General features: G+C 63.8%; 17 protein-coding genes. 10 read left to right on the forward strand and 7 right to left on the reverse strand.

Going from position 1 to position 21,201, the window contains the following annotated elements:
* Positions 1 to 199: 199 nt before the first annotated feature.
* The 3 genes from AB0C35_RS23340 to AB0C35_RS23350 form a co-directional block, all read right to left on the reverse strand.
* Positions 200 to 550 (reverse strand): DUF1801 domain-containing protein, encoded by a 351-nt coding sequence (locus tag AB0C35_RS23340; protein ID WP_358459183.1) that lies wholly within the window; start codon positions 548 to 550, stop codon positions 200 to 202.
* A gap of 216 nt (positions 551 to 766) precedes the next feature.
* Positions 767 to 946 carry a DUF397 domain-containing protein gene (locus tag AB0C35_RS23345; protein WP_358459185.1) on the reverse strand — a complete coding sequence of 60 codons (180 nt, stop codon included), beginning with the start codon at positions 944 to 946 and terminating at the stop codon, positions 767 to 769.
* On the reverse strand, positions 943 to 1,722 hold the full coding sequence (locus tag AB0C35_RS23350; protein ID WP_358459187.1) for a helix-turn-helix transcriptional regulator: 780 nt from the start codon (positions 1,720 to 1,722) through the stop codon (positions 943 to 945). The genes AB0C35_RS23345 and AB0C35_RS23350 overlap by 4 nt, the downstream gene beginning before the upstream one ends.
* 221 nt (positions 1,723 to 1,943) lie before the next feature.
* Between AB0C35_RS23350 and AB0C35_RS23355 the strand changes: the two genes are divergently transcribed.
* Positions 1,944 to 2,660, forward strand: coding sequence for an ATP-binding protein (locus AB0C35_RS23355; protein WP_358459189.1), 717 nt, complete (start codon positions 1,944 to 1,946; stop codon positions 2,658 to 2,660).
* Between the two features lie 721 nt (positions 2,661 to 3,381).
* On the opposite strand, the gene AB0C35_RS23360 is transcribed toward AB0C35_RS23355, so the two are convergent.
* On the reverse strand, positions 3,382 to 3,810 hold the full coding sequence (locus tag AB0C35_RS23360; protein WP_358459191.1) for a very short patch repair endonuclease: 429 nt from the start codon (positions 3,808 to 3,810) through the stop codon (positions 3,382 to 3,384).
* Between the two features lie 48 nt (positions 3,811 to 3,858).
* A complete protein-coding gene (gene dcm / locus AB0C35_RS23365; RefSeq protein ID WP_358459193.1) occupies positions 3,859 to 4,920 on the reverse strand; it encodes a DNA (cytosine-5-)-methyltransferase in 1,062 nt (353 codons plus the stop codon).
* An 870-nt stretch (positions 4,921 to 5,790) separates the two neighbouring features.
* Here dcm and AB0C35_RS23370 point away from each other — a divergent pair.
* Genes AB0C35_RS23370 through AB0C35_RS23385 form a run of 4 tightly spaced genes read left to right on the forward strand, consistent with a single transcriptional unit; the run spans position 5,791 to position 16,748 of the window.
* A complete protein-coding gene (locus AB0C35_RS23370) occupies positions 5,791 to 10,266 on the forward strand; it encodes a DEAD/DEAH box helicase (protein ID WP_358459195.1) in 4,476 nt (1,491 codons plus the stop codon).
* Positions 10,263 to 11,780 (forward strand): NERD domain-containing protein, encoded by a 1,518-nt coding sequence (locus AB0C35_RS23375; protein WP_358459197.1) that lies wholly within the window; start codon positions 10,263 to 10,265, stop codon positions 11,778 to 11,780. Before AB0C35_RS23370 ends, AB0C35_RS23375 begins: the two co-directional genes overlap by 4 nt.
* Positions 11,777 to 14,956 carry a helicase-related protein gene (locus AB0C35_RS23380; RefSeq protein ID WP_358459199.1) on the forward strand — a complete coding sequence of 1,060 codons (3,180 nt, stop codon included), beginning with the start codon at positions 11,777 to 11,779 and terminating at the stop codon, positions 14,954 to 14,956. Before AB0C35_RS23375 ends, AB0C35_RS23380 begins: the two co-directional genes overlap by 4 nt.
* Positions 14,937 to 16,748, forward strand: coding sequence for a DUF1998 domain-containing protein (locus AB0C35_RS23385; RefSeq protein WP_358459201.1), 1,812 nt, complete (start codon positions 14,937 to 14,939; stop codon positions 16,746 to 16,748). The genes AB0C35_RS23380 and AB0C35_RS23385 overlap by 20 nt, the downstream gene beginning before the upstream one ends.
* Positions 16,749 to 17,055: 307 nt before the next feature.
* Here the strand turns inward: AB0C35_RS23385 and AB0C35_RS23390 are convergent, their stop codons facing one another.
* Together AB0C35_RS23390 and AB0C35_RS23395 are read right to left on the reverse strand one after the other, a co-directional pair.
* Positions 17,056 to 17,331 carry a hypothetical protein gene (locus tag AB0C35_RS23390; RefSeq protein WP_358459203.1) on the reverse strand — a complete coding sequence of 92 codons (276 nt, stop codon included), beginning with the start codon at positions 17,329 to 17,331 and terminating at the stop codon, positions 17,056 to 17,058.
* Positions 17,332 to 17,369: 38 nt separating this feature from the next.
* Positions 17,370 to 18,563: a helix-turn-helix transcriptional regulator gene (locus tag AB0C35_RS23395; protein WP_358459205.1), complete on the reverse strand. Its 1,194-nt coding sequence runs from the start codon at positions 18,561 to 18,563 to the stop codon at positions 17,370 to 17,372.
* Positions 18,564 to 18,656: 93 nt separating this feature from the next.
* Here AB0C35_RS23395 and AB0C35_RS23400 point away from each other — a divergent pair, with 93 nt between their 5' ends.
* The 5 genes from AB0C35_RS23400 to AB0C35_RS23420 all read left to right on the forward strand — a co-directional run bounded on the left by AB0C35_RS23400 (position 18,657) and on the right by AB0C35_RS23420 (position 21,198).
* Complete coding sequence (locus AB0C35_RS23400) at positions 18,657 to 18,881, forward strand: hypothetical protein (protein WP_358459207.1); 225 nt, start codon at positions 18,657 to 18,659, stop codon at positions 18,879 to 18,881.
* Positions 18,878 to 19,123: a hypothetical protein gene (locus AB0C35_RS23405; protein WP_358459209.1), complete on the forward strand. Its 246-nt coding sequence runs from the start codon at positions 18,878 to 18,880 to the stop codon at positions 19,121 to 19,123. Before AB0C35_RS23400 ends, AB0C35_RS23405 begins: the two co-directional genes overlap by 4 nt.
* A 303-nt stretch (positions 19,124 to 19,426) precedes the next feature.
* Positions 19,427 to 19,900 (forward strand): hypothetical protein, encoded by a 474-nt coding sequence (locus AB0C35_RS23410; RefSeq protein ID WP_358459211.1) that lies wholly within the window; start codon positions 19,427 to 19,429, stop codon positions 19,898 to 19,900.
* Entirely contained in the window at positions 19,900 to 20,130 is a 231-nt protein-coding gene (locus tag AB0C35_RS23415; protein WP_358459213.1) for a hypothetical protein, read from the forward strand. The genes AB0C35_RS23410 and AB0C35_RS23415 overlap by 1 nt, the downstream gene beginning before the upstream one ends.
* 501 nt (positions 20,131 to 20,631) lie before the next feature.
* Entirely contained in the window at positions 20,632 to 21,198 is a 567-nt protein-coding gene (locus AB0C35_RS23420) for a hypothetical protein (RefSeq protein WP_358459215.1), read from the forward strand.
* The last annotated feature ends 3 nt before the right edge of the window (positions 21,199 to 21,201 follow it).

The raw sequence follows: 21,201 nt of genomic DNA on the forward strand, positions 1-21,201 counted from the left end.
AGGACCGACTCGAAGGCGTTCGGGTCGCCGCGGGACTCACCGTGCAGCATCGCGATCCGCTCCGGCGGGGCGATCTCGGTCCAGGAGATCCACTCGGTGTAGTCGGTCGGCGCGCTGCATGTTCCCCAATGCCTGACGTAGCGGCCCCGGCACCCTCGGGCCGGCGGGACCCAGGGCGCGGCCGGAGGGTGCGGGGGCTTCAGGCGTGGAGGCTCACCAGCTGGCGGATGACGTCTTCCAGTGCCGTGCGGCCGGCCGTGACTTCACTCATGTCGGCGAAGTAGGTCATGCGCCTGCCGGGCATACTGCCCTCCAGAAGCGCGCTGCTGATGTTCACGACCTCGGGGTCGTGGAAGACGAGGTGGACGCGGTCGGTGGCGCGGAGGTTGAAGGTCACGAGGTAGCCGCCGTCGAAACTGAAGGTCGGCGCATTCCACTTGATCTGCTCGGTGATGCCCGGGTTAACGCCCTTGATGATGTCGCGGGTCTCCTGCACCTCGGACTTGAGCGGATGGTCCAGCTCGGCCATGAAGTCATCGACTGCCGTCATGAGCTGATCGTAAGGGGACGGTGCACACGTACGGCGGCCCTGGAGACGAGTCTTCGCGTCCGCCCCAGAACGGGGCATTCACCAGCGGAAGTTCGCTGTGGCGGACGTCGTCATGGTCGACTCGCTCCCGGCGTGGCAGCGCCCGCAGCTTGCCAGCGGGCAGCAGCGCGGACGGCTGTTCCGGGAGTCGACATCATCGCCACTCTGCGCTGCTTCTCAGGCCAGATTTCTGATCCGCTGGACGAGGGTCGCGAAGTTCTCGCGCGAGAGGGAGAGGTGGCCTCCCTGGGGGTTCTTGCTGTCCCTCACGCCGATGACGTTCGAGAGCGCGGCAACCTCGACACACTCGCCACCCTGGGTGGTGCTCTTTCTGCTCTTACGCCATACGGGGTTCATTGCATGGCCTCCATGATCTTCCTGATCAAGTCTCGGGATAGCATCTCGGGCAGCGCATGCTGTCCGATCTGGTCATAACGTAGTGCATATGATGCTACTTCGGCGGCACTCGAAGCCAGCCGACCTCCGCCCGGGGCTTCGACATATGCGACCTCCATGTGCGGTTCGGCCAGCGTCATCAGCATGAAGGGTCCATCCAGACCAGGATGAGCGCCGACAGATTTAGGGACCACTCGCACGCCCACATTTGGACGGTGTGAAAGCTCAAGAATATGGGCGAGTTGCGCCCTCATGACCTCCGGTCCACCACACGGCAGTTCAAGCAGAGTCTCCGAGATCAGGAACCACAGCATCGGGGCGTCTGCCTCGTCCAGAATCGCCTGACGGGATAGACGCTTGTCAAGCGCCTCCTCTACGTCCTTGACGTTGCCCGCAGTGAGGCAAGTCCTGGCGTAGTCCGGGGTCTGAAGCAGTCCGGGGACGAGGTCGACCTGCCAGGTCTTGATGACGGACGCCCGGCACTCGAGATCGACGTATTGCCTAAACCAGTCCGGATCGTGGCCAAGAGTGGCATACCAGACGAGAAAGCCGAAGATTCCGCCCGTGTCCCAAGCGCGATCAAGAATCGCGGCCTGCTCCGGGGTCAGCTGCAAGGCGCCGGTCTCCAGTCGGGAAACTGTGGACTTCGAGCACCCCAGGATCTCGCCCATCAGGTCACCCGTGAGCTTGCGCTGCAATCGGCAGAAGCGCAGGTAGTAGGCGATGAGCGCCCACATCGAAGACTTCGGGTCCGGTGATGGGCGATGCGACATCATGCACCTCCGAATTTCCCGCAGTTGCAGGAGTTGCGAACAACTCTGACAAGCCTAGGTCGAAAGGCGCACCCTGTGGCCGGAAGAAGGAACTTCTGTCCTGCAAGGAGGGTTTCGAAATGCCACAGAAAGTGCAGTCCGGACATATTTCCGTCGGTCATGCCCGCGACATAGCATTGGGAGGGATGTGCGCGTGGCGCCTCCCCACCGACGCAAGCTGCGCCTCGGTCGCCCGCTCCCTCCTGAGCATCGCCATGACGACCCTCGGTCTGGACCGTGACACAGCCGACGACGCGATCCTGGCGGCCAGCGAGTTGGCCACCAACGCCCTCCACCACGGCCTCAACGCTGGCCCCGAAACCCTGACCGCCCCACCCGAACTATGGGTGTGGGCCCGAGCGACTCCAACGCCGCAACTGGTGCTGACGGTCTTCGACACCTGCCGTACGTCCTGGCCGGACACCACGCCCCGCGACCTCCTGGACGACCACGGCAGGGGCATCGGAATCGTCGGCATGCTCGCCGAGGCATGGGGCGCTCACCCAACACGCTCGATATGCACCCAAGGCGTGCCAGGCAAAGCAGTCTGGAGCGCCTTCCCACTCTCCGGCCCATGGCCCAACGCCCGCACGACCGCCCCACCCATGCTCGCGGCCCGCCACCTGGCCGCAATACTCACCGCACGCGGAGTCACAAACGTCACCCACCGCCACGGCCGAGGCGTCTCCCTTGTCACCATCCCCCTGGGCCGCAACGAGGAGACGAACATCTGGATCGAGCCCGGCCACCTCAGCTACACCACCCCCACCGGCACCCGCCACCGCCGCCCCATGATCGACCTACACGACGCCACCGAAACCCTCATCCACCACCTCGAAGAGAGTCAGTGGGCTAATCGATAGCGACCCATCGCGAAGGCCATTGGAAAGTCCCCGTTCCGCGGCATGAAAGGAACTTCACCTGCTCCCGTGTGGCGGCAAGTGTGCTGTTCTTAAACGGCCACGACCACGTCATCTCGGTCGAGCTTCTCCACGAGGGACTACCTTGACGTCCCCGGCCGCTACGTCGAGCACGAAGAGACGTCCTACCAGGTCGCTGTACGGGGAGATCGCCGAGGATCTGGGCATCCAACCCAAGATGGGGCCCACTCTAGTCACGGGCCCCCAACGAAGCTGAAGACGACTGGGTTCTATTGTTCGATGGCGCCACTCGCCCTTCCGATCACGGCCATCCGCCTCGACACCGCGAGCTTGTGCGCTACCACATCCACAACATCGCCCAGATCCACGATCAGGCCATCGCCCGCCTGGCCCGCTGGCTCCTCCACGCTAACGCTGGCCAACGTGACGCCACCACCTACCTGGAACACGGTGAGCTGGTCCGCCTAGACGATTGATTACGTCCGGACCCACGAGTCGCACGAGCGTAGCCGGCGGCTTCGCGGCCTTCCCTCTGGCTCTTGGCCCTGACCCGACTGGGACATGCATAGCCAGACTCCGGCCGGGGCCCGACAGACGAGCTAATCCTGGGTATCGACGAACGCATCACCAGTTGGTCGACGAACCCGCCTGCCGAAGCGCTCCAACAGCCCGGAGGATCTTGCGCCCTTGAGCCGCCCGACGATCAGGGCCTACGAGCCCGTACGGTCTTCGCGATGTGCTCCGCAGCAAGGAGCGGGTCCTCGTGTTCCCACACACGGATGACGAGCCATCCCTCTTCAGCGAGACGGCGATCGGTCTCCCTGTCCCGTTCGCGGTTGCGCCGTACCTTCTCGGCCCAGTACTCCGCGTTGGTCACGGACTTGGTGTGATGGGCGGGGCAACCATGCCAGAAGCAGCCGTCGAGAAAGATCGCTACCTTCGAACGAGTGAAGACCATGTCCGCCGTTCTCCTGAACGACGGCAGTGGTCGAACTGACACTCGATAACGTAGCCCGAGCGCGTGTACAGCCCGGCGGAGCTTCAACTCGGGCTTCGTGTCGCGGCTCTTGTTGGACCGCATGCTTTGCCGTACGCCCGGGCTGGACGCTCGGCTCGGTCGCTCGACGGTCACATCCCTATGTTAGGGGAAAACGGATGCCTCCGGCGGGTTAAAGCATTCTCAGGTGCTCCGGAGACACGCAGCGATGTGCCGTGCCAGAGCTGCGGCTAGCTCGACGGGCACTGCATTGCCAATCTGACGCGCGATCTCAAGCTTGGTCCCACACCACTTGAAGTTATCTGGAAACCCTTGTAGGCGGGCGGCTTCCAGATGAGATAGGGCACGGTTTTCGTCGGGGTGCAGATAGCGCCCCTTCTCCGGCTTGAAGAACTCGGTCCGGATCGTCACGGAGGGCTTACTCCAGACCAGTCTGCCCATAACGTCCCCGGACCCGGTTGTGTGCTTTTTCCAGCACGGAGCCTTGAGTTGCTCGGGCAGGTCGAACCGATTTCCACCAGTTGGTATGGCGCTGAACCGTTGCTGGGACAACTCGGTATAGTTCCTGGTGATGTGCAGATCGGCGGCTGTGTACACGCCGGGAACGGTCCTGCCGAAGACGGAGTACTCGCGCTCCTTCGGAAGATCGACGCGGCCCTGTGGGATCCTGGGCTCGAGGTCGCCCAGGGCGTGTTTTACGGTTTTCCACGCTGCCACAGAGACCTCAGTCGACGGAATAGGGATCTTATCAAAATCTTTACGAGTGCCGATGACGATCGCTCGCCTACGTAGTTGAGGCGACCCCAAATCGGTGGCCTTGAGAACTTTTACGTCATAGTTATAGTCGGCCAGCTCGCCGTTATTCTCGAACTGTGAAACGAGCTCTCGGAACTGGCGAGTCCTCAGAAATCTGTCGACGTTCTCCAGTAGAAAGGCTTTTGGTCGCACCTTTACCAGAGTGTCGACGTATCGCTCCCAGAGTTCGTTGCGCTCATCGTCCTCGCGTTTGGCGCCGAGGTTCGAAAAGCCCTGGCAGGGCGGTCCGCCCACCACCACGTCAGCGTCGGGCAGATCCCCCTTCACCCAGTCCGCGATGTCTCCGTAGTGAACGTGGTCCTCCCCAAAATTCGCCGCGTAGGTCGCTGCGGCGAAGAGGTCCACCTCGACGGCAGCCATCGGTCGGTACAGGTTCGTTGAGCGAAATCCCTCGGAGAGGCCGCCGCACCCGGCGAACAGATCGATCACGCCCAAAGGGGAGGCCGTCGACTCATCAGGCTGATCGGACACCTTCTGCCTAACCCCCGCTCGTCACATCGAACCCACGTTCGCAGGCTACTGCTCGCATCAGTCAAGATCCACTCTGATGCCCGAGCGGGGTCAGATCATACCCATGACGCCTCGACAGCGTGGCCGTCTGGACTGAAGACGAGTTGTCGCGACGTTCACTGCACCACCAGCCTCGGAGGCTCTCCGAACCGAGTGAGGGATGACGGTGGTGAATCCGACGCTGGTGGCCGGTGGCGACTCGCTCGCCACCCTGTGCCCGTGCGTCCTGGGACTCTGGTCGGATTGAAGACAGGACGATGAACCCATGGCGCTGTGAACCGACTTGACCGACAATCGGTCGTACGTGGCGGATCCCAAATCGTTGGCGTGCGCAGGTAAACCTCAGGCGGCTCATCACCGTCCCGCCATGAGGGGCGTCGATGACCGACATGACGAGTCCGCCGTCCGAGGCGGATAGGGGAGGCAAGGTGGGACACGACACCGACCGCGAAGTCTGCGCGCGATGAGGCGTACTGCGGCTGTGATGTTGACCAGGGTCCCCGGATGTTGGCAAGCGGCGGCCTTCGGGACGAGACACGAAAGCATGGGGTCGTAATGGCGGCGCGGCAAGAATGGACACCGGATCACGGACTTACGCAAGAGGTCGAGGAACAGTTCCATCGAGCGATCGCGTCATACCAGGCGAATCCCAATCTCATCACCGAACATGCGAACCATGAAGAGTCGATCCGGGTAGGCGGGTACGCGAATCGGACGCTTCTGGAGTTGGTACAGAACGCGGCAGATGCACTGTCCGGCGGGGGTCCGGACCATCTTGGTACCGGCCAAGTGGAGATCGTTCTCGACATGCGGTCCGCGACTTTGTACTGCGCCAATGCCGGACGCCCGTTCTCGAAAAGCGGCTTGACGGCGATCACTCATGCTCACCTTAGCGGCAAGCGTGGCGACGAGATCGGACGCTTCGGCCTGGGCTTCAAGTCGGTTCTTGCGGTGACCGATACTCCCCAAGTATTCAGCCGTTCGGTCTCCTTCGAGTTCAATTCGGACCATTCGAAGACTGCGATCGCAGCTGTCGGAGCGCCCGTGAAGAGGCTTCCTGTACTGCGGACCGCCACGTTGATCGATGCCGAACCAGCTTTTGAAGAAGATCCGGTGCTGTCTGGTTTGGCCGAATGGGCGGTGACCGTCGTAAGGCTGCCTCGAGCCTCCAATCTGGCCCGCCTGAAACAGGAAATCCATGACTTTAGGTCGGAGTTGCTCCTGTTCGTCACCGACGTGCGTGAGGTTCGGCTCCGGGTGATCGATGCCGAGGAGGAGTTCAGCACGAGTCACATCTCACGGGACCTCGGCGGTGGTCGCTTCCGGATCGAGCGCCCGGACGGGACCGGCGACGAGTGGGCCGTGGAGAACCGGATGCATTCTCCGACCGACGAAGCTCGAGCCGAGGTTGGAGAAGCGGTCTCCCGTGACCAGGTTAAGGTCACCGTAGCGATGCCGGCTCGCAACACAAGGCTAAGAATCGGTGAATTCTGGTCCTACTTCCCGCTCCAGGACAAGACCTCTGCTTCGGCCCTGTTCAACGCTCCGTGGAGCGTCAATGACGACCGAACGACTCTGCTCGAGAACAATTACAACCGAGAGATTCTGACGACTCTCTCCGAGATGTTCGTAGGGATGCTGCCCCAGGTCGCATCAGCTGATGACCCTGGTGCTCATCTCGAGTACATGCCCGCCCGAGGCCGTGAGGTGCTCTCGTTCGGAGATGACATCCTCTGCTCACACGTGCCAAAGACCGCAGCGAAGCTCGAGATCGTTCCCGACGCGAGGGGCAGGCTCAAGACCGCAGGAGACCTTCGCCCGCTCGACTTCATGATCAGCGGCGTGTCGGAGGAGGACCACAAGGACTGGATCAGCTCCTCCAACACAGGGAACAACGTCCCGCACTGGCGCTGCTATGCGAACCAGCAGAGAGTTGCTCGCCTGCGGCAACTCTGTGTCTTCAGTGTCGAATCTGACAGCCTGGAGGTCAGTACCCGGGACGAGAAGCGAGCGCTTGAGATGATGCCCAGGCGCGGCCTCCTAACCTGGTTGCGCGAGTGGGCCGAGGGCACGGATCCTACGTCAGCTGCAAGGGCGTTCGTTTTCGTCCTCCAACACCGCGGGCTCAAAGACATCGAGACCGCGAGGGTAATCCCGACCATGCGTGGAATGCGCTCCCTGAAGGATTGGAGCGATGTCTTCCTGAGGCGGTTCGACGACGTCGACATCGAGGGTGCTAACTTCGTGGCCGCGGACTTCCTCGCAATCTCGGGAATCGAGAAGAATCTGCGCGCTCAGGGGTTCAGCGACATGAACCCTCTCGCCATCTTCCGCGCACGTCTGAACAAGCTCTCATCCGCCTCAGAAAACGAGGATCTTGCGAAGTTCTGGGATTCGGTCATCAAAGTCCCGATCCCAGAAGCAGTAAGGGAAGTGTCGAACGACAATGATAGATACGTAAAGGTCCCTACGCGTGATGGCGGATGGTCGTGGCCCAGGCAGGTCCTGGATATCGACGGACTCGGGGACGAGTTTGGTGGGCGACTCCTGGACCGGCAACGGTGTGTTCCACAAGTGGCTCACGCCGCCGGTGTGGTCCATGGCCCTGTGAAGGAATACTCGATCGAAGACGAGATCTTTTTCGACGACTATCGTCAGTGGGCGATGAGTTCTCTCAATGCCCTGCGACGAGGGCCGGTCGAGCGGATCGAGTTCGTCGAGAACACCGGTCCTGGCCCCTTCTCGGTACTTATTTTGCTGCAGAATGCGGGCGCGCCGGAACAGACACGGGAGATGTGGACGACGCAACTACTGGGCCTCGGCGATCGGTCCTGGACCGTGGAGGAACTCGATTCGGGTCAAACCTACGGGATCGACTCCCCGCTCCGATGGGCGGTAAAACGTGCGGGTGTGCTGAACTCCACTATGGGGCGCCGGTCGCCGCGTAAGGTCGTGTCGGCGACGCTCGTCAAGTTCGAAGACCTACTCCCTCTCTACAGAGGGCCCCGGCAAGTAGAGGACGCGCTGAACCTGCCCGCCGAGCTTGCCAAAGTGCCGCATGACGTGCTAAGGGAAGCCCTTGAGGCAGAGCTCTTCCCGTCTCGTGTCAAGGACCGCACTTTGACGGCGTTTGTTCATGAGGCAAGCAGAATCGCGTTCCCGCAGGGACGTCCGTCGCGGATCCCGGCTCGAGTAGGGCGGGGGGTCGAGTCAAGGTCGCCGGATTCGGTCTACCTCGCGACCACAGACGAAGAGCTGCGCTTCCTATCAGCCCGGCAGAAGCCCTACCTCTGGGCAGAAGGCGACGAAGTTTCCACCCTGGTCGAGACTGTCGGATGTCGCAGGTTCGAGGACAGCTTCTCCTTCTCAATGCTGATCGATGGACAGCAGCACGCTGAACCAATATCTGACCTGTACCCCGGGCTTCGCTCGACCTACGCCGTGCACAAGGTGGTGAACGCCACTGTCGCGAGAGCGGTGCATCTTGTTAAACGTGTGACGACCGAGGACGGTGTGGAGGATCAGTCGCTTGACTGGCACCTCAAAGGATTTGCGCTCGTCGTACGGGCGGATCTTGAAGAACGAAGAGCCCTGGAGATCGTCAACGAGGCGTTCGACCTGAACTTGTCCAACGCTGAGCTCAGTGACGTACTGAAGGCGGGGTTGGACCAGCGCCTTGAGGAGCTACGCCAGGCTGCTAGAGCAGCCATGACCGATGCGGATCGCCTGGAAGTGTTCTTCGGGCCGGACACGCTTCGGGAAGCGCTGCCCAAAGGCCTCTGGTCGGCACTCAAAGCACAGAAACTGGTAGACGGTACGACCTCTGTCGCAGAGCTCTTCCTCACCGTTTACGGGAGCGATTCCATTCGATGGCTCGCAGACCAGTTTCGTGATGAGGGGTATACGGACGTTCCCACGAACTGGGCTGGTGGGGAATCAACTATCACCTGGCTTCGAAAGATGGGCTTCGGCGCCAAATATGCTGGCCGACGTAATCAGCGTCAAGAAGATGAGTTCGTCGTCCCTGGAGCCATCAAGTTGAACCCTCTGCATGCCTTCCAAGAAGATATCAGAGGTCGACTAAAGGATGTTCTGACCCTTAAGGAGGCGAACGGCAACTCACTTAAGGCCATGGTCGAGCTCCCCACCGGGGCAGGAAAGACGCGGGTGGCCACAGAGACGATCCTGCGGCTGTTCATCAACGACACCCTGCGTGGACCAGTGCTGTGGATCGCGCAGTCCGCCGAGCTCTGCGAACAGGCGGTGCAGACCTGGAGCATGGTGTGGCGCGGACTCAGTGACGAGCGCCCGCTGACCATCGGGAGGCTTTGGGATACAAAGTCAGTCCATGAGCCAGACACCGAGTTCAGCGTTATCGTCGCGACGGACGCCAAGCTGGACATGATCGTCGACAAGGCGGAATACGAGTGGCTGAGCAACGCGTCCGCAGTGATCGTCGACGAAGCTCACCGGGCGGGAAGTTCTTCGAGGTACACACGAATTCTCAAGTGGCTCGGCGTGGACGGCCGTAGTTGGAAGAGGCCTCTTATCGGGCTCTCCGCAACGCCATTCAAGGGTTCAACCGGTGACGGGGCACAGACGAAAGATCTGGCCGCACGGTTCGGCCACCGCAAGATTCGGGCCTTCGACGGGAGTAACGCCTACCAGGAACTCTCTCGAATCGGTGTGCTGGCTAACGTCCAGCACGAGGTGCTTCCGGGAATCGAAGTTGCTCTGGATGCGGCCGAGCTGGCTCACGTCAGGAGGCAGCGAAAGCTTGAGCCGCAGGTGCTTGATCGCATCGGTCGAGACCAAGCGCGCATGAAGGTTCTCGTGAACCACATCATGGACCTGAACCCCGGATGGCCGATCCTCGTCTTCACCCCGAACGTACTCTCCGCACAGGTCCTTGCGGCGACCCTGCGTTACCGCAAGGTTGACGCCGCTGCCGTGAGTGGACAGACAGGTCGGCAGGAGCGCCGTGATGTTATCGAGCGTTTTAAGTCGGGGGACATTCGTGTCCTTGCAAACTGTGATCTGTTGATCCAGGGATTCGACGCTCCCGGTGTCCGGGCCCTCTACATCGCACGCCCAACGTTCAGCCCGAGCGCTTACATCCAAATGGCTGGTCGTGGTCTTCGCGGTCCTGAGAACGGCGGCGAGGAGGAGTGCCTGATCGTCGACATCGCCGACAACTTCGGTGCGGTCAACGACTTTCTCGGGTATCGCGAATACGAAGAACTCTGGCTGGAGCGGGGCGCATGATCCTCGTTCCAGACCTTGCCGACATCGAGACGATGGCCACGAGTGACGCTGAGCGCCGTGTCGCGCGTGTCCTAAGCGCGATCGACGCTCCAGGGGGAGCCGTAGCGTTCTTTTCGGTGGCGCTTCGAAGCCATGGGACCAAGCAGCAGGCGGAAGCGGATTTCGTCGTCTTATGGGAGGACGTCGTCGTCCTGGTGGAGGTGAAGGGCGGAGGGGTGCGCAAGCACGACGGCCGCTGGTACACCGTCGACCGACGCGGCGACTGGAAGAGGCTTCGCGAGTCACCGATGCAGCAGGCCAGGTCGGCAATGCACGCGTTGCAAGCGATTCTTCACGAGGAAGGCGTTGGCTGGTACGCGAGCGAGGCGGTCGTCATCACGCCCGACATCGACGCTCCCCCACCGGCGGTCGAGTGGAGGGGGAGCCACTGGTGGGCCAGGGAAGAGTTGAGCATCGCGGCTATGACCGCGGCCTTCAAGGCCGTCGCAGATGGAGCGAAGACCGCGCCGTACGGAGTTAGGATCGCGCGTTCCGACGTTCTGCGGGCGCGGCTGTTCGGTGAGTTCACGCGGATGCCCATGATCGACGCTCAGCGTGGAGCGGTTCTCGAGGAGCAGAACCGCGCGACGGATGACCAGGCGCGCGTACTCTCCGCGCTGTCGCGTAACCAGCGCATGATGGTGGTTGGAGGGGCTGGCACCGGGAAGTCCCTCGTCTTGGCCGAGGCTGCGAAACAAGAGGCAGGTGAGGGCCGGTCCGTTCTGATCACCTTTCACTCGCCGGCTCTGGTCGACTTCTTCGCCCCGCGCATCACTGGCCGACCGATCGACCTGCGACCCTTCGCAGAACTCGAAGGCGGGACGAAGTACGACGTCCTTCTCGTTGACGAGGCCCAGGACCTTATGAACGCTGACGGGATGGACGCACTGGACGCCGTCATCAGGGGCGGGCGGGCGGGTGGTCGGTGGCGGATGTTCCTCGACCCCAACAACCAGGCGCACATCGACGGATCTTTCGACCCGGACGTTTACGAGCTCGTGTCCGATGAGGCACTTCTCCTCGACCTCAGCCGCAACGTTCGCAACACCAGGGCGATCGTCCACGTTGTCCAGGAATACCTGGCTGCTGATATCGGGGATCCTGGGATCGTCAATGGGGAGCGGGTGCAGTGGAAGTGGGCCGATGCTAGAGCGGACGTCGCGGCTGCAGAGGGTTTGGCGCGTGAGCTCGTCGCTGACGGTGCCCGGCGCCAGGATATTTGGATCATCAGAGTCTCCTCTGAGGCAGCCCCAGTTCGAAGCGCTGCGGGTTTCACCGTGACAAGCCCGCGCTACGCGAAGGGGCTCGAGTCGGAGCATGTGATCGCCTGCGACTTGCCCGAGGTCTACGACGAGCACGGCCTCGCGGGGTTCTACGTCGCCGTCACCAGACCACGGGTCGCGCTCCATGTCGTCGCGTCCAAGGAGGACAAGCTGCGACTCCAGGGACTCCTCCGAAGGCAGGTTAGAGAGTGAACCTCACCGAGGCGCAGCGTGCTGCGCTGCAGCACCTCCGGGATGCCTACGTCGGGCCGGACGGGGGGCAGGAAGAGGTAACGAGCAACCTTCCGCACCGGCAGTACGCCGTCGGAATGTTGTTCCCCGCTGCTACAGCGGCTCACGGCGGAGATCAAGCCCGACCGGAGGACGAGGCCACAACGGATGTGCCCTTGGGAGATCTCGAAGAGGACGATGCCGCCGTCCCGTTGGCCGAGGACTGGCGGCCATCGTCAGTTGCGATCTCCTTTGTCACCGACGGTGATTCGGTTGAGGTGCACTTCTCGTGCGGCACGTACACCCAGGCGTCCGGTGACGGGCCGCCCGCGTGGCGTCGGAGTCCGTTCAGCCCCGGCGAGCTCACGCTCACGAAGGACCAGGGGCCACTTCCTCTAATGGTGGGTGAAGTGCCCGTCGAGATCGGGTCGCGTTGGCGCGACTTCGGGGAAAAGTCTTTGGTCACGGTCCACATCAGGGTGATGTCCGAGTCCACTGGAGACGATCGCCTTGACATCGCTCAGATGCTTTTCCAAGTGCACTTGTCGGTGAGGTCCGCCGCGGGTGCGCAGATCATGGAGTACGACACGACTCGATCGTTCGACGGTGATCCTGAAGCTGCGGAACTCCGCCTCCGGTACAGGAACCGGAAGGTCTATGCGGTCGGGCACGGAATGGCTGCCGACTGGGACTTCACGGGCGACCGCTGCACTGAGGTCTTCCTCGATCCGGTACCGGCGTTCGTCGTACCCGCTGTCGAGACCACGGCTTTTCCCGAAGGCGCCATCGAAGCGAAGGCGTTGGTGCTCGCTCACCTCCTGCAGATGGATTCGAATTCCGAGCCCGTGCTCCGATCCCTGGACGCGTTTGTCGATGCGTTCTCTGAATGGACGGACGACCAACGACGGCGAGCCGAAGAGTTCGCCGACGAAAGGGAGGTTGCTCGAAGAGTCGCCAGCCGGTCTCATGTTGCAGTCGAGCGGATGCGGGCGGGAGTGGCATTGCTCCGCGATCCGGCTCAGGGAAGCCTTCGTACCGCCTTCTCGCTTGGCATGGCGGCGATGCGTCTGCAGATGCGTCAGTCTTTGATCAACCGTAGCGTTCCTGGGGCCGATTTGGAGGAACCGCGTTGGAGGCCCTTCCAACTCGGTTTCCTGCTCGTCTCGCTCGCCTCCACGGTCGACGATGAGCACACCGACCGCGATCTTGTCGATCTCATTTGGTTCCCTACCGGTGGGGGTAAGACCGAGGCGTATCTCGGCCTCGCTGCGATTGAGATCTTCCGCCGCCGGCTGACCCATGGCACGGCTGGCGGCGGGACCGCTGTGATCACCAGGTACACCCTTCGGCTCCTGACCTCCCAGCAATTCCAGCGAGCGGCCGCGCTGGTCTGCGCCATGGAACTGTTGCGCGCCACCGACCCTCGGGCAAGGGGAATGACGCCCTTCACGATCGGTCTATGGGTGGGCAACGAGGTCACTCCCGGAACACGCGGAGAGGCGCGAGCGGCTCTCGAACGGTTGCGGAAGGCTGCACGGCCCGAAGAGGCCAACCAGTTTCAGGTGGAAAGCTGCCCCTGGTGCCTGACACCCATGGTTCCCAAGGCCAAGAGCGCGAAGCCACAGGATTATGGTATGCGCCAAGTCGGCAAGGACGTCGTCCTTCATTGCCTCGACGGCTCGTGCCGGTTCAACGATGAGTTGCCGCTCGCCGTAGTTGATGAGGTCCTGTACGACGAGCCACCCACGATTCTGCTGGCGACCGTAGACAAGTTCGCTCGCCTCCAGTTCAAGCCAGCGGCGGGGAAACTTCTGGGTCTGGAAACCATGTTTAAACAGCCCTCCATGGTCATCCAGGACGAACTGCATCTTCTGTCCGGACCGTTGGGTACCACCGTCGCGGTGTTCGACGCGGTGATCCAGCTCCTGCTGAGCCGGACCGGCACCAGCCCCAAGATCGTCGCCTCAACCGCGACCATCCGTGCCTCGGATGACCAGGTTCAAGGGCTTTACGGTCGCAAGGTCGCTCTCTACCCGCCATCCGGGCTGGACGACGACCGGACCTTCTTCTCGCGACCTGTCGAGAACGGTGAAGGGCGACTCTACGTCGGACTCATGCCACAGTCGGTGTCCCAGCCCTCGGCTGTCATCTCCGCGGTGACCCCGCTCGTTGAGATGCCCGAGGTCCTGTCCGCCGCCAGGCGCGAACCGGTCGCAGGCAGAGACGCCTACTGGACGCTGGTCATGTATCACAACTCCCTCCGGGAGCTCGGACGTACCGGCACGCTCGTCGTCGACGACGTTCAGGGCCGACTCGAGCCCCGCGCGGAACGTCTGGGACTGCCGTTGCGACCGGTCAGGGCAGGACGTGTGTTGGAGCTGACTAGCCGGAGGGGAGCGGAGGAGCTCCCGAACGACCTCCGGGCGCTCCGGATTCGGGTAGACGAATCCTCTGAAGCGATCGACGTCGTCCTTTCGTCGAACATGCTCTCCGTGGGCATCGACATCCCCAGGCTCGCCCTGATGCTCATGGTCGGGCAGCCGAAGACGACCGCTGAGTACATTCAGGCGACGAGCCGTGTCGGACGTGGCGATACGAAGGGCATTGTCGTGACGCTCTTCAGGTCGAGCCGTGCCCGGGATCGGTCGCACTTTGAGACCTTCCGCGGATACCACGAGGCGCTCTACCGCAGCGTCGAGCCAACGAGCGTAACGCCCTGGTCCCTGGCATCGCGGGAGCGCTCGCTGGCCGGAGCGCTCGTGGCACTGGTGCGGCAGTCCTTCGCCGAACTGGCCGACAACAACGCAGCGGGACGTTTCGACCTTGAGGACGCGAAGCTCAAGGATGCGGTCGCGAGCCTCGTTGATCGCTTCCTCGGATATGTGACTCGAGCCGACGACATCGAAGCGGACGAGACGCGGGAGTCGGCCTGGGTTCTGCTGCGTGACTGGGACCGCCGAGCGAGATTGGCCCGCGAAGCGGGCGAAGCGTTGTGCTACGAGCGGTTGCCAAAGGTTGACGCCGCGCTAGTCAAGAGATTCGGACAGTCCGGTGAAGGCTGGCTCGTCGGCGACTCGATGAGGTCGGTCGAACCGAACGTGGCCGTGGACGTCCAGGAACCTCAGGAGGAGGTGCACCGTGGAGAAGATCAGGCATGACCTGCGGCTGTCCGAAACGATCACGCCTTTCGGGGTCGGGGCTGTCGTGGACGTCCGGGGTGAGTCGCTCATTGCGCCGGACACTTCGTGGTGGGACACGAAGCACACTCCTGAGATCAGCTGCGAGCGACTCCTCGCCAGGCTAGGTGCCGGTGTCTTGAGGCAGCCGCCTGCCCACGCCGACCGGGCGGGCAAGAAGACACCGGCCCTGCTCTACTGGCGATTTCCCGCCTGGAGGTTCTGCGAGAGGTGTTCCAAGCTCTCCAAGCTGACCGGGAAGAAGAAGGGTAAGTGGAGTAACACTTGTGAGTGCGGCGGGCTCCTCGTCCCGATGCGCTACATCGCAATTTGTGAGAAGGGTAGTCACGCCCAGGACATCCCGTGGTTCAAGTGGACGCACCGGGGCCGTGAGGCGGCCATCGACGAGTCAGTCCGTTTCTGCCGTGCCTACAAGGAGCTCCGATTCGAGAGGCTGTCCAAGCGAGGTGAGGGTTTGGCCTCCCTCCGAGTCAAGTGCTACGGGTGCGGGCGTGCACGGTCATTGTCGGAACTTGTGACGAAGGACGCCCTGCACCGCGATGGCGTCCGTTGCGATGGCCGTCAGCCCTGGGAGCCGGAGGGCGCTACCAAGAAGCCATGCAACCACCATCTGGCGGCGGTCCAGCGAGGAGCGACGGGGAACTACATCGCCGAGCGGATTTCTGCGCTCGACATCCCTGAGGAACGCGCTCAGTCTGCGGAGGCCATCGACAAAATCCGCGGGCACGTCTACTTCGAGAAGCTCGTGGCGGACAACGGTGGGCCACAGGCGGAGATGGTCGCAGGATGGATCGCCGACGAACTCGGCGTGACTCCAGAAACCGTCCGCGATGTGGCGGCCGGGGGTGACGCCTCTGCTGACGAGGTGCTGCTCGACCTCAAGGATGGTGAGTGGGCCGCCTTCGTGAAGAAGCTCGAGGGTGGACGAGACCGTACTGGGGGAGATTTCGTCGTCGATGGGTGGAGTCTGGACGCGGCCTCAGGCCCGGAAAGTCTCGTCAGCCACATCGCCGGTGTCGGACAGGTGCGTCGGGTGCGCGAGGTGCGTGCATTGCAGGGATTCAGGCGCTACAGCGCAGAGTCTGACCTGATCTCCGCCGACCTTGGACCTGATCAGAGGAGGTTTCCCACCTACCCCGCGATCGAGCTGTTCGGTGAGGGCATCTTCCTGAAGTTCGACGAGGTCAAGCTCGCACAGTGGGAAGTACAACCTGGCGTCCAGGCGCGTGCAGGGATTCTCATGAAGCGGCGCGCTGAGGCGCAGTGGGCCAGCAGGCTCGACGTTCCCGAGCCGCGTTACATCGCTCTGCACACGTTGTCGCACCTGCTCATCCGCAGGCTGGCGTTCGCCAGCGGATACGCCTCAGCCTCGCTACAGGAAAGGATCTACGCGAACTCCGACCGGAAGGACAAGACCGCCGGGATCCTGATTTACACCGCGGCAGGGGACGCCCAGGGAACACTTGGCGGGCTGGTTCGGCTGGGCCAGCCGAAGAAGCTGATCCCGCTGCTTGTCTCTGCGCTGGACGACGCGGATTTCTGCTCGAACGACCCGGTGTGCATCGAGAGCGATAGGCAAGGTTCGTCTCACCTGAACCTGTCAGCTTGCCATGGCTGTTCCCTCGTAAGTGAGACCTCGTGCGAGACCGGCAACAGGCTGCTCGACCGTCAGTTGGTGCTCGGAGGAGGGAACGTCCACGGCTTCTTGGATGCGGTTCTGGCAGAGGTGCGCCATTCGACCGTTGCAGAGTGACCGGAGGGAGCGTTGCGCTCTCTTTCCGTGTCACCGAGTATGGGCGGGGGCTTCCCTGGGGATAACCGTTGAACGCACCTGCCGGGAGTATCCGTAGGCGTTCGCCGTCTTTTGAATGAGGGCCTCAGCATCGGCCGACGACCAAATTCACTGCACCATCCTCCGTGCTGATCGGCCACCACTGTTGTGTGCCGCCATACGCCTGGTCAACCCGTTCTGGGCATCGGCGGACGGGTTCAGTCCAGGCCGAGCCATAACGCGAAGGCTCGCAGCTACTCTTACTTCGGCGCTTAGCGGCGAGTGGGGCTTACTCCCGGTGCCGTCCGCAGGTGTCGCGGGCATGGTGCCGAGGGGTCACGTCACCGGCTGCAAGAACCTTGGCCAGCGCGTCGGCGAACTTCTCCAGCGCCTCACCACGACCCATGGGGGCGGCCGTGTCGCCCACGCCGTCGTCGCGGCGGCATAGCCACGTCTGCCCGCTCTCGTCGGTCAGGACGATGACCTTCGTGCTCGCGAGGTGGAACGTGGCGTCCTTGTGACCACCCGCGTTCAGTACGTCCTCCATGCTCGGTTCGCCGCTCACCTGGTGACCTTCCGCAACTCTCGTGCTCCCTGTACGGGTCAGTCCAGGCTGAGCCAGGCTGCGAATGCGCGCAGGTGCTCCGATGGCCGGGCCTCTGCGCTTGCGATCGTCTGGACAAGCTCTCGCACCATTGGGTGGATGCGCGCCTGCTGCGGCGCCACCCGACGGGCGCGGCGTAGGGCGTCGAAGGCTCGGCGCCGGTCGCCGTAGTAGAACCAGCCCCGCGCCACCTCGATCCAGAAATGCCCGGCCCGCACCGGCGGCACGTCGGCAGGGAACCGCTCGTACAGCGGCATCGCCCGCTCGATCGCCTTCGGTCCGTCCTCCAGTTCCACAGCCGCCGACAGTGCGTGCAGCGCGACATTGGACGGCCCGAACTCCAGCCCGTAGAGATTCGCGGACGGGTTGGGCAGCAGGTCCGCGGCACGGGCCGCCTCCGCCAGGTGCGTGTCGGCCAGGTCCGCGTTGCCGGCGCGAGCTGCCAGGACAGACGACCGCAGGTGCAGCGACCCGTACATCGACAGGGCCCCGGGCTCCATAGCCTCGGGGTTGTCGCCGATGTCGCGGCGGGTGCGTTCCATCAGCCGCAGGCCCTGCCCGTGGGCGCCGATGCCAAGGAGGGACGCGCCACGCGACCACTGGGTGCGGGCGACCCGGAGCGGATCTCGGCACAGGTGGCTTTCGCGTTCGATGCGGTCCAGGACGGTGGCGCGCATGTCCTGGTAGCCGAGCATGTGCGCCAGCGCCGACGCGCCCCCGTACGCCTCGGCCATCAACGCGTGCAGGTCTGGGTCGTCCTCGTTGTGGACGGCGACCGACAGCTCTTCCAGCAGCGGGGGGAGCATCTGGCCGAGCCGCAGGTACTTGGTCTGTCGGCTGAGCCGTGACGCCTCCTGCACGTCCCGGCGAAGGTCGTCGACCGGACGAGCCGGGGGAGCGTCGTCCGGCGGAAGGTCGTGGGTGAGCAGGGCCCGGCGGATCGACTCGACGGCGGCTTCCAGGCCCCGTACCTGGCTGGCCGGCGCTTGGTAGGGCTGGCCGGTGATGCGTGACACGTCGACTCGAAGGGCGCGGGCGACGGCGCCGATGAGCGCCGGTGACGCCGGGACTCGTCCCTGCTCGACCTTCGTGATCAGGCTGTAGGAGATGTGCGCGCGGGCCGCGAGGCCGCGTTGGGTGACGCCTCGGACTTTCCGCAGTTCCGCGATCCGCGCGCCGACCGTCTCGGCCATGGGCCCTCCGAGTGGCAACGGCTTTGATAGTTCGCGCTCGTCTTCAGTATGACGCTGTGTTGCATGACGCGCTGTGACAGTGGAGATACGGCAGTGGAGATCGATCCGGCCGCCGCTCTGGAAGAGCGTTTCCCCACCTGGTGGGTGTGGGTGAGCGACACCGGCGCATGGTGGGCGTCGCGCCGCGATCAGCTCACCTTCGCCGACGTGAACGCCGGGCTGGTGTCGTGGCTGCGGGCGGACACGTCCGACGACCTTGCGGTCTTGCTGTGCGAGCAGAACGGGCTGAGCGCGGCGAATCCACTGGACCCGTCGTGACCGGCGCCATCGACGTGACCAGCGTCGATCTGTATGCCGTCGGCCCGGCGCTGACCCGTGAGCAGCTCGCCCTTCGCGCGGCCGCTGTGATCGCTGACCGGTTCCCCGGCGTCAAGGCGTGGTACGGCACCAAGACCCGCCGGTGCTGGGCGTACGTGCCCACGTTCCCGGCGCTGCTGGAGGCGGCGACCTTCGGGCAGCTGGCGGTGGAGATCGCTCAGATCCGCTGGGAGCGGTACTGATGTGCCGGACGGAGAGGGGCGACGGCGACAGCGGCGCCACCGTCGATCGGCGTATGCCCTTGAGGAGCCGGGGTGGCGTGTCGGGCCGGACGGCGGGGTCTGTCGCCTGTGGGTCCCCTCCGGGCTTGGACGAGCCCGGCCTGGATGTTGCGCGGCGTCTCGTGGACGGGTAGAGCCAGGGCGGCGCCGCCGAGCCATCCCCCGCGTCGGCCGCGCCGCCCCTCCAGACCCGCGGACCTGGGCGGGAGGCGCGCATCCCCAGGCAGCGGCACCACCGATGAGGCGCGCAGATGGAGGTGTCAGATGACCATTACCAGCGAACGGGCGGCCCAGGCTGACAAGGACCCGCGCGATCTCGTCCCGCCCGAGGTGTTCGACCTCCTCGTCGAGGACGTCCGCCGCTATCACCACGTCACTCGTGGCTATGCCGAGCGGATGTTGGGTCAGGCCCTTGTCTTCCTGAAGGCGCAGGCGAACATCGTCAGGGCTCGGGCGGAGGGACGGCCCCGGGTGCGGATCGTCCCCACCGTGCCCGTCGACCCAGCGTGGCACGCGTTCATGCTCCGGTCCCAGGCATACATCGCGTTCTGCGACGAGCACGCCGGCCGGTACATCCACCATGTGCCGTTCCAGGACAAGGCGATCCTGTCGGGCGACACGCTCGAATCCACGATCCCGGCTCTGCAGGCGACCGGTTACCGCGTCGACCTGGAGTTCTGGCACGGCGAGCGCAAGCCGTGCTGCCCGCCGGAGTGCGCCACGCCGGAGAGCACCTGATGACAGGTCACCAGGTCGCCCCCGACACCACCAAGCGGCCGGACGTCGAGCCGACGCACTACCACTGCTACCGGTGGTCGGGCAGCGGGCAGGAGTGGGAGCGGCTCGGGCGTACCGACTCACTGGACCTCAACTCACCCGATCGCCCACCGGACCGCACGGCGGAATGGCTGGCCAAGTCGCCGGGGGCTCATCCAGGCCGTCTACGTCGAGGCGGAGGCCGCGCGTGACCGGCTGATCGGCGAATGGGAGCAGGCGTGTGAGCGCGCGTTGTACCCCGTCCCCGACTGGGTCTGGGGCGACGACCGTGCCGAGCGTGCCCTGGTGGCGATCCGGACGGGCTGCTGGCCGTCCTACAGCCGGTGGCTCATGGGTGGCGTAAAGGTATGTATGGCCGTCGTCGGGACGGCCGATCGCTGCCACTGAGCACAACGAGAACGCTCCTCGTCCTCCTGGAAAGTGGAGGACGAGGGGTGCTCGTGTTGGCCGATCCTCCCCATCCGTCGCTGACGTCAGGCTGCGGAATGTGGCGGCGGACGGCTGGTCGCGGGGAAGGTGGGCTGCTGGGGCGGGTGTGCATTGCCTTGGTGAGTTTGCCGACGGGGCGTGGTCTCGTGGCCGCGTTGTGTCAGGGTGATGTTGTGGTTGGTGCGGGTTTGGGTAGACGGCCTCGTTACGTCGTTCTTGCGGCTTTGCCTGCTTGTCTTGTGGTTCTGGGTGGGTGCGGTGCCGTGGTCGGGTGGCGGCTGGGGCTCTTCAACTCGGATGGGCGGTTCGAGGACGTCGACGCCTGCGAGATCATGCCCGACGCGGCGACGCTGGCGCCGTTGGTCTCCAATGGGGCGCGGGAGCCGGGTGACTCCACGCCCGAAGGGTTCCTCGGGCTTGCCGACGATGCCGCTACGTCAGGGTGCAAGTGGAGCAGCGTCCCGGCGGGAGTGGACCGCCCTTTCCGGACGGTGCGGATTCACGCCGCGACCAAGCAGGCGACCACGCGTCAGACCGGGCCGGAGCGTGCGGCGGAAGCGTTGAAGAAGTGGCATGGCAACCGCGTGCGGCGCGGCTCTCCGATCACGTCCGTCGGCATTGGTGAAGAGGGCTACCGGACCACGGACAAGGCTACGTACGTCATCGTTGTGGCCCGCGTTGAGGTCTTCGATATTCATGCCAAGTTCCGGATCTCGAACGTTGTCGTGGATGTGTCGGCTCGAACCCACGATGAGCCTGGTGAAGAGGAAAAGGCGCAGGTCGTTGCGCTCGCGAAGCGGGTTGCCGTTCGTCTTGATGCTCTTGGTTGACGG

It is taken from the genome of Spirillospora sp. NPDC048819 (assembly GCF_040650055.1).
Lineage (GTDB): Bacteria > Actinomycetota > Actinomycetes > Streptosporangiales > Streptosporangiaceae > Spirillospora.

Excerpts from the sequence above, each read along its gene's own strand:
- AB0C35_RS23415 (WP_358459213.1), top strand. The coding sequence starts at position 19,900 with ATGACAGGTCACCAGGTCGCCCCCGACACCACCAAGCGGCCGGACGTC.
- AB0C35_RS23350 (WP_358459187.1), bottom strand. The coding sequence starts at position 1,722 with ATGTGGGCGCTCATCGCCTACTACCTGCGCTTCTGCCGATTGCAGCGC.
- AB0C35_RS23345 (WP_358459185.1), bottom strand. The coding sequence starts at position 946 with ATGAACCCCGTATGGCGTAAGAGCAGAAAGAGCACCACCCAGGGTGGC.
- AB0C35_RS23355 (WP_358459189.1), top strand. The coding sequence starts at position 1,944 with ATGTGCGCGTGGCGCCTCCCCACCGACGCAAGCTGCGCCTCGGTCGCC.
- AB0C35_RS23410 (WP_358459211.1), top strand. The coding sequence starts at position 19,427 with ATGACCATTACCAGCGAACGGGCGGCCCAGGCTGACAAGGACCCGCGC.
- AB0C35_RS23395 (WP_358459205.1), bottom strand. The coding sequence starts at position 18,563 with ATGGCCGAGACGGTCGGCGCGCGGATCGCGGAACTGCGGAAAGTCCGA.
- AB0C35_RS23340 (WP_358459183.1), bottom strand. The coding sequence starts at position 550 with ATGACGGCAGTCGATGACTTCATGGCCGAGCTGGACCATCCGCTCAAG.
- AB0C35_RS23375 (WP_358459197.1), top strand. The coding sequence starts at position 10,263 with ATGATCCTCGTTCCAGACCTTGCCGACATCGAGACGATGGCCACGAGT.